This is a genomic window from Candidatus Poribacteria bacterium, assembly GCA_026702755.1.
GTDB lineage: Bacteria > Poribacteria > WGA-4E > WGA-4E > WGA-3G > WGA-3G.
In genome coordinates this window covers 18,508-30,616 of the sequence record JAPPBX010000014.1, presented here as the reverse complement: position 1 = coordinate 30,616, position 12,109 = coordinate 18,508, and the positions used below count along the sequence as shown (strand labels likewise).

The following is a 12,109-nucleotide window of genomic DNA, read 5'->3' as shown; positions in this document are numbered from 1 at the left end:
ATAAAAATTAACAAACCGCTTCATTTCGACTACGTTGCTATCAACGATGCAATGGCAGCCGCGCCCGGACGAACCCTGAAACTCAGCCTACACAAAGTCCACTGGAACACGATACTCCGGCAGAACACTGCAGGACGTTACAGGTACGTCTCTGAACCGCAGATGACAGAAGTAGAAACACAGATGTTAACTTCAGCGGAGGAGGCACAAACGGTGACGTTAACACCCTCAGACTATGGCGAATACCGTGTTCGTATCGAAGACATCGCCTCAACAGCGACAGCAGAATTAAAGTTTTATGTCAGCGGATGGGGGCGTACTCCTGTCTCTATGGAGCATCCTACTCGGTTAGACCTAACGCTGGATAAACCTGCCTACCGTCCGGAGCAAACAGCGAAACTGTCGATTAAGGCGCCCTTTCCGGGTACACTTCTGCTTACTGTCGAGCGTGAAAAGGTGCTAAGTCACCGGACAGTAGTCATGAAAAACAATACCGCCACTCTATCTATTCCGGTCCGATATGCCTATAGACCGAATGTGTATCTTTCCGCGACGCTGACCCGTTCCATCCCAACGGAAGCGGCTGCGAGTGGTGAACAGTCGCCTCTTCCTGCGCGTGCGTTTGGCATAATTCCATTGAAAATAGATGAAACGCGGAGACGGCTCTCTGTAGAAATGTCGCTTGAACAGACAGATGATACCGGTAGGAAAAAGAAGATTTCGCTCTTCAATCCGAAAGGAGACGCTGCATCTGCGGATAGCAGTTTACAAGTCTCCGAGTCTGAAAATAACGAGGTAACAGTCCGACCAAACAGCGAGGTGACCATAGCGTTTGAAGTCCACGGTAGACGCTCTTGGCAAAAATACGATGTCTGTATCGCTGCTGTTGATGAAGGGATTCTCACGCTAACAGACTTCAGAACGCCTAATCCACACGACTACTTCTATCGACAACGCGGGCTTAAGACACGCTCGTTTGACCTGTATAGTGGGATTCTACCTGAAATCGCAGCTGTTACCGATAATTCAAGCACAGGTGGAGATGGAGCGATGCGTCAGGCAGGACGGCAGAAACGACTGAATACTGGTAGTATTCGACGGGTGAAGCCGGTTTCGCTCTGGTCAGGCTTTGTGAGAACCGATGGAAACGGACGCGGCACTGTCCAATTCAAAATTCCGCAGTTCAACGGAACACTGCGGCTAATGGCAGTTGCATTCACCGGTGGAGATTACGGGGCATCGGAAGCCTATTTGACCGTCCGCGAACCTATTGTCTTAACTCCAACATTCCCTCGATTTCTCGCAGGCGGTGATAAGATTCGTGTACCCGTCACCCTTTTCAATGGCACAGGTGAGGACGGAGAATTCAATGTACAATTGCAAGCGGCAGGCGATGTGCAACTCCTTTCAACAAGTTCAGAGTCCTCAGTCCTCAATCCTCAGTCTTCAGTTAAAGAGGGTTCTGTGACAGCCACAAGAAACCCTTTAACTGACAACCAACAACTGAGAACTGAAAACTCTCTCAGTATAGATAAGAGCGTTGAGGCGGGCGTAGAAGCACAGGTCTTTTTTGATATTTTGGTTCACGATGCCATAGGGGAAGCCGATTTTAATCTCTCGGCGCAGGGTAATACCGAGACGACACAATTGGAGGTAAAAATCCCACTGCGTTCTGTCGCTCCACCCGTTACAAAAACAGGGCAAGGAGTCGTGCGCGCCGGTGAACCTGTAGATTTCATTTTACCTGCGAATTTGATACCAGATTCGTCAGAGTTCAGCCTGACGCTATCACCGTTCCCAAGTATCAAGTTTACGGACAGCCTCCGCTACCTTGTCCGCTACCCCTACGGATGCTTGGAACAGACAACGAGCAAGGTCTTCCCACTCCTCTACTTCAGCGACTTAGCGCGAAGTGTCGAACCGATGCTGGCAGCAGAAAATTCAGTAGACTACTACATCACGTCAGGTATCATAAAAATCGAAAGTATGCTGAAGTCAAACAATCGTTTTAGCTACTGGCCCGGTGGTACTTACGTCAATCCATGGAGCAGTATCTACGCGTCCCACTTCCTCGTAGAAGCACGGAAAGCAGGTTACGAGGTCGCGGATCGAGTTTATGAGGCAATGCTGGAAGGTTTGAGAGCACAAGCGAAATTCTCACCAAACATGGAAAACGAAAATGAAGGAAAAAAGATAAGGCGAGAGATTTCGCTTGCAACCTACGCAGCTTATGTCTTAGCTGCCGCCGGTCAACCCGATCAAGGGACGATGCACTATCTGAAAAATAGGGGTTTAAGCGGACTCAGTGATTACAGCCATTTCCAACTCGCAGGGGCGTTTGCTCTCAGTGGCGAACTGGAAACCGCCTTGTCAATGCTTCCGGTGTCGGTATCACTGCCTGTTAATGGGAATGGTAAAGGAACAGAACAACGGGAAACGGGTGGAACGTTTGACTCGCCTATTCGAGCGCAAGCCATTATGCTGGATGTGCTTGCTGAAGTCAACGCAAACCATCCATCAGTTCCGATGCTTGTTAAGAACTTGAGCGAGGCGGCATCGGAAGGTAATCGCTGGGCAACAACACAGGAGAACGCTTTTGCTTTCCTCGCATTGGGCAAGATTTTGAAGAAGCAGATGGACCGAAATTACACCGGCACCCTGAAACTTAACGGCGAACACTTCGCGAATTTTGATGCAACGGAAACGCGCTACACGGATGAAGCATGGGACGGAACGCGCATCCAGCTCTCCGTCGAAGGCGAAGGCAGCTGCTACTATTACTGGAGTGCCTTCGGTATCCAACGCGACTCCTTTATTGAGGAATATGAGCGCGAGTTACAGGTGAGTCGCCGCTATTTCAACAAAGATGGTGAAGGACTTACCGGCACATTTGTGCACGGCGATTTAATCGTTGCGGAGATAACCGTCAAAGCATTAACCGCCAACCTTGAAAACGTCGTTATCGTAGATATGTTGCCCACAGGCTTTGAGATTGAAAACCCGCGGCTGGAGTCGCGTGCGGGCATTCCGTGGTTGAAATCACAAGACTTCAAACCGGACTATCTTGATATTCGCGATGACCGGCTTATTTTCTTCGGTACGTTCCCACGGCAACGTGAACGCAAGTTCTATTACGCGCTACGCGCAGTTACGCAGGGTGAATTCACGCTACCTCCTATTGTCGCTGAAGCGATGTACGATCCAACAAAATCTGCAGTAAAAGGTAGCATGCGGATTGAAGTGGTCGCAGAACAATGAAAAAAATCAGAATGGAAGACCTGGGGATTGGAAGATTGGAAGATTGGAAGACTGGAAGATTGTGGGACGATCCATCCTTCCCCCTCTCCATCCTTCCATTCAAAAGACTATTTTGGCTGCTACCGGCACTCCTCCTCATCACCCTCTTCATGCTTGCAAACTGGTATTTCCCGCTGCCGAAAGCACGTCTGCATCCACCACCCTCTCGGATTGTGTTGGACAGAAACGGACAGTGGCTTCGAGCATTTTTAGCCGAGGATGGTATGTGGCGAATAGCCGTCAGCCATCGGTTTCCATCAGCAGTCAGTGAAATAGCTATCAACCGTTCTTCTGAAGGCTTCCGAGAGTCGAGATTCGAGAGCCATTCCCTGTTATTACACCAAGCCATACTAACATCGGAAGATAGATGGTTTTACTACCACTACGGTATCAACCCAGTGTCCATTGCAACCGCCCTCTATGACAATCTCAAAGCAGGTGAGGTGGTGCGCGGCGGTTCAACCATTACCATGCAGCTCGCGCGACTGATGGAACCCAAAGCCCGAAATATTCCAAACAAACTCATTGAGGCGTTCCGCGCCCTCCAACTTGAACATACCTATTCTAAATCTGAGATTTTAAACCTCTACTTCAACATGCTCCCCTACGGTGGGAATATCGTTGGGACAGCGGCAGCATCTCGTTTTTACTTCAATAAACCTCAACACGCGCTTAGCCTCGGCGAAGCCGCACTCCTCGCCGCTATCCCGAATGCACCAGAACGTTTGCGACCGGATAGATTTCCAGAAAATGCGAGAAAGGCGCGCGAAAAAGTGCTGAACCGTCTCCTGGCACGTGGGCAGATCTCCAAACAGCAGTGGCAAGAGGCATCGCAGGAGCCGATCCCTAAAACACGTTATCCACTGCCATTTAAAGCACCCCACCTCTCACGCATGTTGGTTAGACATGCAGCACCTACAACAGACGGTAGAATATATACGACAATAGACACAAAGGTTCAGGAGACTGCCGTACGTATTCTTCGCGAATATCTGGATGCAGCAGGAAAACCAAGCCTTCAGGGGTCTCATAGTGCTGGCACAGGTGCGATCGTCGTTATGGATACGCGAAGTCGTGAGGTTTTAGCAATGGTGGGTTCTCACGATTTTTTCGACCGGCGCGCGTCAGGACAGATAAATGGGACGCTCGCGCCGCGCTCCCCCGGTTCTGCGCTCAAACCTTTTGTCTATGCGTTGGCAATGGAACAGGGTTTAATTACACCAGAAACACTGTTATTCGATGTCCCCATCAGTTACGCCGGATATGAACCCGTGAATTATGATGGCAAATATAACGGCTACGTTACCGCCCGTCAGGCATTGGCACGCTCTCTCAATGTCCCCGCCGTCAACCTCAATGCGCTCCTGAAAAACATCACACTGCCTGCCTTCCTCAAACAGGCTGGCATTTCCACGTTCGCACCCGACAGAAAGTACGGGTTGTCTATGGTTCTCGGTGGATGTGAAGTGAATTTGCTTGAGTTGACAACACTCTACGCAGGATTGGCAAATATGGGAGAATTTGAACCTTATCAATTAACGCGGAGGAGTCATCAGTCATCAGTTATCAGTGGTCAGTTACAAGAGGAGATTAAACATTCAACAAATAGTCGTCAGTCGCCAGTTATCAGCAGTCAGTCCCAAGAGGTTTTCGGTAAAGTAAATACCTCTTTAACTGATAACCGAAAACTGAAAACTGAAAACTATTCAAAAAAACGTTTACTCCGAGCGGAAACGAGTTTCATTATAACCGAGATGCTCACAACTTCACAACGACCTGCGAACGCAGTTAAAAGTTTAGAAGTTTTTGAAAGCACAATGAACCTCCCGAAAATTGCATGGAAAACTGGTACTTCTTACGGACACCGAGATGCGTGGTGTATCGGGTACTCACCGACATTAACGATTGGCGTTTGGCTCGGTAACTTCGACGGTAGAGGGTCTCCAATGCTGAGTGGGACAGACGCTGCAACCCCGATTCTATTCGCGCTCTTTACTGCACTAACAGGGCAGGACACACACCGATGGTTCACCAAGCCGGAGCAATTATTGAAAACACGGCAGGTCTGTGCGCTCAGTGGTGCGCCGGTCTCGCCACACTGCCCCACCCACAAGAGCGACGTGTATATCCCCGGTATCTCACCTGTAGCGGTCTGTACAATTCACAAACGCATCTATGTTGACGAAACCACAGGGTACAGTCTCTGCTCCCACTGTCGAAATTTCTCGACAGACAACGCGCACCGAAAAATATTTGAAGAGTGGCCCGCTGAGGCAGCGACGTGGTTAGCAGAAAATGGATTTGCCGTGCCGGTTCTGCCGGAACATAACCCCTTGTGTACCGGTACAATCGCAGGGAATGCCCCTATTATTTTATCTCCAGCAGAAGACACCACCTATTACATTCGGACAGGTGTGCCACTGGGAAATCAAAAAATTCGACTGTCGGCTTCGGCTACCAACCGGACACAGAATTTGTTCTGGTTTTTGGATGGTGAGTTAATTTTCAAAGGGAAGGCAGGAGAGGAACACTGGTTCACACCTGTTAAAGGGCAACATGTGTTAACGTGTGTGGATGCGGAGGGACGCTCAGCAAGCCGCCCACTCCACATCTCAATGATACGGTAGAATAGTTATCAGTTCCCGGTTCCCAGTTTTCAGTCACAAGAGATGTTGTGGCAGCCACAAGACCCCTCTTAACTGACAACTGATGTTAACTGACAACTGATGCCTGAAAACGATTCCTCTGACAACTATTTTTGAGACTTGAGTTTGCTCCATGTCGTCGTTAATTTTCCACCGGCATTCACAGCGAGGGTTTCTTCCATACTGGCTTTAACGTCCTCAGCGGTGAACGCGAAACTCCACATCTTAAATTCGTCAATCACACCGTTGAAGAAGTTGGCGTTGCCCTGACTCGCTGCGATGCACATTCCTTGGGTGCCGAAATCCATGCGTGCATCTCCACCAGCTTTCGCTTCAGCATCAAGTTCTCCGTTGATATACATCCACGCTATCTGTTTGCTCTGCGACCCAACGAAGTAGTACCATTCGGGCTTAAACACATCATAATTCGTGTGTATTGGTATTTCTACACCTTGCGTCGCAAAGTAGAACCCGAATAACACGCCACCACGGTTGAACGTAATGTGGGGCCGTCCGCCACCATTCAAACGATAGAGCAGATCAATCCTGCCACCACCTTCAATTTCCTCGTCCGGTTTAAACCAAAACTCAATCGTCATTTCTTTGGGTTGATCAATTTTGAGTGGGTCAAAGTTGACACTTCCATTTTTGAATTGGAGTGCTTGACCGGCAATTCCTTCCACCCATTTTGCGTTCTTTATATCACCAACAAATCCATTAGGCCCAACATCTTCCGCCTTGTTACCTTGTCCTTCATCAAAAGGTAAGTAGATAAGTAAATCATCCTCTGCATCGGCTGCATAAGTGAAGACACAACTCATCAAGAGCACTGCAGCTATCAAAAAGTATACTAACTGTCTCATCTTTATTCCGTGTGAAAGTATTGCTCAGATGTGTTCATTCGTAATCTTATCAGGTGCGATACCTCCACGCTTTCCTCCTATTTTTTTACTGGCTATCAGCAATCGGCTTTCAGCAGTCAGAGACCAAGAAGATTTCTGGTAACCATTGACCGTCTCTTCTCTGACAGCTCACTGCTGATGGCTGACTGCTATTTCGGGGATTTCAGTTTTCCCCAAGTCGTTGTTAATTTATCGGGTTCTTCAATTCGCCCCATAAAGTCGCTAATTTATCAGCAGGCTCAACTGCTGTCGGTGGGATGCCCTCACCGTTAATTTCCATGTACTCGTAGAGGACGGTCGAATCTCTGCCACCCAAGCCGGGACGACCTTTATCGTAGGTCTTATCCTCAGTTTCAACCATCAATTTCCCATCAATGTAGGTCCTGAGGGTTTCGCCTTCCACTTCAAAGACTATAGTATAGGCATCGCCACCTTTAGTGTCCTTTGAATCGGGACGTTTCGGGCGGGGACCACCGGTAATTTCATTCGCGGCACCACCGCTAAACATGAAAACCGAAGTCGTATGCGAGTTATAACTGATCTCCATGAAATAGAAATCCTGTGCCGGTTCTTGGGTCCGAACAAACAAATGGAAATAGGGACCAGCGGCCTTCCGTGCTTTGACCTCCATTCGGTAATCGGTCCAGTTATCCTCGCCAAAATAGATACCCGAATTCTGTCCACCGGCAACGGTGAGTTCAAGCATACCGTCTTTGACTTTCGCTGTTGCTTGGGGTCCGAGTTCCCAATCTGCAATCTCTTTGTCGCTATCAAACTCGTAACGAATCGCTGATGCTGGGTGTATCGCTAATATGAACGCGAAACAGACACATATACAGAGGCATTGAATGTTTAGCTGCTTCATGAGATTTTCTCCTTATTAGGTGTTCTAAACACGAAATTTTTCGCTCGGTTTTCTTACGAGTTGACAGTAAATTTTGGAAATCTATCAACTGCTCTAAAGTCCAATTATTTTACACAACACGGCGTAATCTGTCAACCTTCTTCTCAATCTTTGGAACGATTTTGAATAACCAGGTCCCGTAGGTGCAGTTTTCTAACCACGCTGAATCGCTAAAAAAATAAACCCGCCCCCTTTTTTTAAAACCGAATGGCTCTGGTCAAATGCCCTACCAAGTTGACTTCTAAATGGAAACAAATTACAATTAAACCATAGTAACACATAACATATAGAATTAAATATATTGATTCTATGTCCGTTTATGCGGTTTTGATTTGATCCGTATTTTGTTGCGGTGCTAACTTAGGGCATAGCGATTATCAAAAGAATAATGAATTATGAAAAAAAAAGCAATATTTGCTATCGTTTTAATTGGAATTGGATGTGTCGTTTTTTTCGTGGGTTACGAGAAAGACAGGAAAATGTCCCAAGACATATTATCCGAAGAACCATCCGTTGAGCAGGAAATCGAAACTGAAGATGCCCTCATCTATTGGACAAACAGATCAGGTAGAATTCGGCGCATTCGCTCCGATAGCTCAGACATTGAAAACCTCTTTACTGACGTATGCTCTCCAATTGGTATAGCATTAGACATTTCCGGCGGTCAGATGTACTGGACGAGCGGTTGTAAAATTCAACGTGCTCACTGGGACGGCTCAAACGTTGAGGAACTTGTTCCGTCCAGTAAAGGAATCAAGGAAGGTATTGCACTGGATGTTGATGGAAGTAAGATGTACTGGACCGTCTGGAATGCTCCGACGAATAAAATTCAACGCGCCAACCTTGATGGTTCAGAGATTGAAGACATCATCACTGGTTTGCAAAGTCCACGTGGCATCACCTTGGACGTTCCCAATGGAAAAATGTACTGGGCAGACCTTGGTGCCGGTAAGATTCAACGTGCGAATCTCAATGGTTCAGAGGTTGAAGACATCATCACTGGTTTGCTGGGCCCAAACGGTATCGCTCTGGATTTAGATGGAAGTAAAATTTATTGGGCAGATGAGTTCAGTGGTAAAATTCAGTGTGCGAATCTTGATGGTTCAAATCTCAAGACTCTCTTTGTTAGATACGGTAAACTTATCGGTACTGCGATAAATATTCCGTTAGGTATTTTAGGTCTAAAAATATATTATGCGAACAGTCCAATCGGTATTGCCTTAGACATTTCGGGTGGAAAAATATATTGGACAATTCCACATAAATATAAGGTTCAGCGCGCCAACCTCGATGGTTCAAATGTTGAAGATGTTGTCACCGACAGTATACTAACTATTGGCATTGCGCTGTCTACCACACCATAGCAGCGGGAAATGTGCCTGACCATTCCGTGGATGGACTTTGCCATTCGGACATCACCCATCAGCATAATTAAAAGAAGATACCACTCCAGAAGGCAGCATAAATATTTTCTTGACATTTTTGTTTCAAGGTGTTAAGATTTAACTTTAAATGGCATAGTTCGCTCTATCCCGTGTGGTTAACAGAAAAAGGAGAAATTTTAGGACGTATGAAACAATACAGGACCGATGAGATCAGGAACATTGCAATTATAGCGCATTCAGGAGCAGGCAAGACATCACTCGCTGAAGCGATGCTTTACAACGGTGGTGCGATTGAGCGCATGGGGGCTGTCGATAGCGGAAATTCTGTAGCCGACTATGCCGCTGACGAGATAGAACGTAAAACGACCCTCAACTGTTCCGTCTGTATCGCAGAATGGGAAGGACACAAACTAAATCTGATTGATACCCCGGGCGCAGAAGATTTTTACGGAGACCTCCACAGCGTCCTCCGAGTCGTTGATGCTGTTGTTGTCGTCGTTGATGCGACAACTGGTGTCGAAGGTGGAACCGAAAAAGTGTGGGAGATCGCAGACAAATATGAACTGCCACGCCTCATCTTTATCAATAAAATGGATAAAGAGAACGCCAGCTTTGAAAACGCCCTCGCGAGCATTGAAGATATTTTAGAGACACGGGCTGTCCCTATTCAACTCCCGATCGGTAAAGAAGATCAGTTTTCCGGCGTTGTCGATGTCATACAGATGGCGGCTTATCTGCAACCCGACGGCAGCAAACGCGCTGCGAAAGCCGAAATACCAGCAGACTTGGAGACACAAGCTGAAGAAACCCGTGAGGCACTCGTTGAAGTCGCTGCAGAAAGCGATGACGAACTCATTGAAAAATTTTTTGAAGGCGAACTGTCCGACGAAGAGATTGAAAACGGATTGCAACTCGGAATTTCTGAGAATCAGTTTACGCCCGTGCTTTGCGGGGCTGCCCTAAATAATATCGGCGTGCAACAATTGATGGATATGCTGATAACCGGATGCCCGTCTCCAGTCGATGTAGGGGCAGTTACAGCAGCGGAAAATGAAGAGGAAAGCAGAGAACCCTCAACAGATGCACCAATGTCTGCCGTCGTATTCAAAACGATTGCCGACCCGTTCTCGGGGCAGTTGAGCTTCTTCCGCGTTTACTCTGGTATCTTGGAAGGGGATTCGCAAGTCAGTAACTCGACGCGAGGACAGATTGAACGACTCGGAAAAACAGCGTTCATGAACGGTAAGGATCCGATTAGCACCCCACAGGTGGAAGCAGGAGACATCGGCGCACTCACCAAACTCGCCGCGACCCAGACAGGGGATACGCTATGTGATAGGGACACACCTATTCAACTCCCAGGCATTGAGTTCCCGAATTCTGTCATCTCTTATGCCATTAGTCCGACACGCGAAGGTGACGATGAAAAGCTGATGACATCGCTCACACGCATGTCCGAAGAAGATCCCGTGTTTAGGATTGAACGGAACGAAGTTACGAAACAACTTCTCGTTTCTGGACTTGGGGATCTGCACATCACCGTCAATCGGGAACGGATGTCAGACAAATTTGGCGTAGAAACCGATGTTTCACCGCCGAAAGTGCCATATCGAGAAACGATTCGTCGAAGCGTCCGGAGCATCCAAGGACGGCACAAACGCCAATCCGGTGGAAGAGGACAGTTCGGAGATGTCTGGATTAATCTCGCCCCCTTGCAACGCGGTGAAGGGTTTGAGTTTGTCAATAACATCGTCGGTGGCGCAATTCCGCGCAACTACATCCCCGCTGTCGAAAAAGGTATCCGTGAGAGAATGGACAGGGGTTTACTCGCTGGTTTCCCAATCGTCGATATCCAAATCGATCTCTATGATGGGAAATACCACCCCGTCGATTCTTCGGATATGGCGTTCCAGATTGCTGGTTCCCTCGCGTTCTCTGCTGCCGCAGAACAGGCTGATCCAGGCTTGCTTGAACCCATTATGAACGTTACAATCACGGTGCCTGAACAATTTATGGGAAACATCATTGGCGACCTGAATGGACGACGCGGACAGGTGATGGGTGTTGAGCAAATAGGGAAAAAGCAGGTGATTCAGGCAAACGTTCCTCTCTCAGAGATGCTTCGGTATTCGATCGACCTCAAGTCAATAACGAGTGCCCGCGGCAACTTCACGATGGAATTCTCGCATTACGAGGTTGCACCTGACGACGTTGCTCAGAAAGTCATTGCTGAGTCGAAACAGGAAGAAGAAGAGTAGACTATAGCAAAATCTATTGCTGGCGAGGTTTCAAACCTCGCCTTTTCTCTTTTTGTAGGCGCGTTTTAGCCGCGCTTTCTTTTTACCATTGATTCTCTACCAATGCAGCTATGTTATCTGTGCCTCTGTAAAATGCCGCTCCATCTTCCGCATGACTGCAAGGTTATCACCGAAGTATAGTTTGTTCATTGATTTATGACCTTAACAATAATTGCTGCGTATCTATGTCTAATTCAAATTTAATCGATAAATCAGAGATATTTACGGCTGATATGAATAATAGGACTAATTCATAAAAGTGAATCGTCTTTGGATTCTCATCCGCGCCTCTATTATCTGAGAAAATAGTGTATCTCCAAAATTGAAAGCAATTTTTATGTTTTTCGCATATTTCTGATATCATCTGATTTTCATTAAAAAACCCCTTGCATAAAATATCTGATTCTGATTGTAAGTCTTCTGTATCTTTATCTTCAAAGAGGTTATAAAGATGTAATATATCATGCCCTTTGTTACCTGAGGTTGGATACTGTATATTTCTTAATTGCAAATTATACTTCAATATATGTTCTACTAATTCATGCATATTTAGAACTTTTGTCAGCATTATTCCAATATCCCGTTCTTCAATATTTTCGTATGCTTGATGAAAACGCCCGGGTAGAAGTTCTTCTAAGTATTCCTTTTTATATAAAAAATTAGGTGTCATAAATGGTTC

At 47.0% G+C, this 12,109-nt stretch carries 7 protein-coding genes; 4 read left to right on the top strand and 3 right to left on the bottom strand.

Translation table 11 applies throughout. From position 1 onward, the window contains the following. Both OXH39_02555 and pbpC read left to right on the top strand, forming a co-directional pair. Nucleotides 1-3,258 (top strand): hypothetical protein (locus tag OXH39_02555; GenBank protein ID MCY3549313.1); only part of this gene is annotated, 3,258 nt, incomplete at its 5' end. Next, nucleotides 3,255-5,924, top strand: coding sequence for a penicillin-binding protein 1C (pbpC, locus tag OXH39_02550; GenBank protein ID MCY3549312.1), 2,670 nt, complete (start codon nucleotides 3,255-3,257; stop codon nucleotides 5,922-5,924). The genes OXH39_02555 and pbpC, both read left to right, overlap by 4 nt. 125 nt (nucleotides 5,925-6,049) lie before the next feature. Here pbpC and OXH39_02545 read toward each other — a convergent pair whose 3' ends face one another. Both OXH39_02545 and OXH39_02540 read right to left on the bottom strand, forming a co-directional pair. After that, nucleotides 6,050-6,805, bottom strand: a complete 756-nt coding sequence (locus tag OXH39_02545) for a LamG domain-containing protein (GenBank protein MCY3549311.1) — start codon at nucleotides 6,803-6,805, stop codon at nucleotides 6,050-6,052. A gap of 223 nt (nucleotides 6,806-7,028) precedes the next feature. After that, nucleotides 7,029-7,709 carry a DUF1080 domain-containing protein gene (locus OXH39_02540; GenBank protein MCY3549310.1) on the bottom strand — a complete coding sequence of 227 codons (681 nt, stop codon included), beginning with the start codon at nucleotides 7,707-7,709 and terminating at the stop codon, nucleotides 7,029-7,031. A gap of 434 nt (nucleotides 7,710-8,143) precedes the next feature. On the opposite strand from OXH39_02540, the gene OXH39_02535 reads away from it, so the two are divergent. Together OXH39_02535 and fusA are read left to right on the top strand one after the other, a co-directional pair. Then, complete coding sequence (locus tag OXH39_02535) at nucleotides 8,144-9,112, top strand: SMP-30/gluconolactonase/LRE family protein (protein MCY3549309.1); 969 nt, start codon at nucleotides 8,144-8,146, stop codon at nucleotides 9,110-9,112. A gap of 206 nt (nucleotides 9,113-9,318) precedes the next feature. After that, nucleotides 9,319-11,391, top strand: a complete 2,073-nt coding sequence (fusA, locus tag OXH39_02530) for an elongation factor G (GenBank protein ID MCY3549308.1) — start codon at nucleotides 9,319-9,321, stop codon at nucleotides 11,389-11,391. Nucleotides 11,392-11,584: 193 nt separating this feature from the next. Here the strand turns inward: fusA and OXH39_02525 are convergent, their stop codons facing one another. Next, a complete protein-coding gene (locus OXH39_02525) occupies nucleotides 11,585-12,100 on the bottom strand; it encodes a hypothetical protein (GenBank protein ID MCY3549307.1) in 516 nt (171 codons plus the stop codon). Between the last annotated feature and the right edge of the window lie 9 nt (nucleotides 12,101-12,109).

Excerpts from the sequence above, each read along its gene's own strand:
- OXH39_02540 (MCY3549310.1), bottom strand. The coding sequence starts at position 7,709 with ATGAAGCAGCTAAACATTCAATGCCTCTGTATATGTGTCTGTTTCGCG.
- OXH39_02525 (MCY3549307.1), bottom strand. The coding sequence starts at position 12,100 with ATGACACCTAATTTTTTATATAAAAAGGAATACTTAGAAGAACTTCTA.
- pbpC (MCY3549312.1), top strand. The coding sequence starts at position 3,255 with ATGAAAAAAATCAGAATGGAAGACCTGGGGATTGGAAGATTGGAAGAT.
- OXH39_02545 (MCY3549311.1), bottom strand. The coding sequence starts at position 6,805 with ATGAGACAGTTAGTATACTTTTTGATAGCTGCAGTGCTCTTGATGAGT.
- fusA (MCY3549308.1), top strand. The coding sequence starts at position 9,319 with ATGAAACAATACAGGACCGATGAGATCAGGAACATTGCAATTATAGCG.
- OXH39_02535 (MCY3549309.1), top strand. The coding sequence starts at position 8,144 with ATGAAAAAAAAAGCAATATTTGCTATCGTTTTAATTGGAATTGGATGT.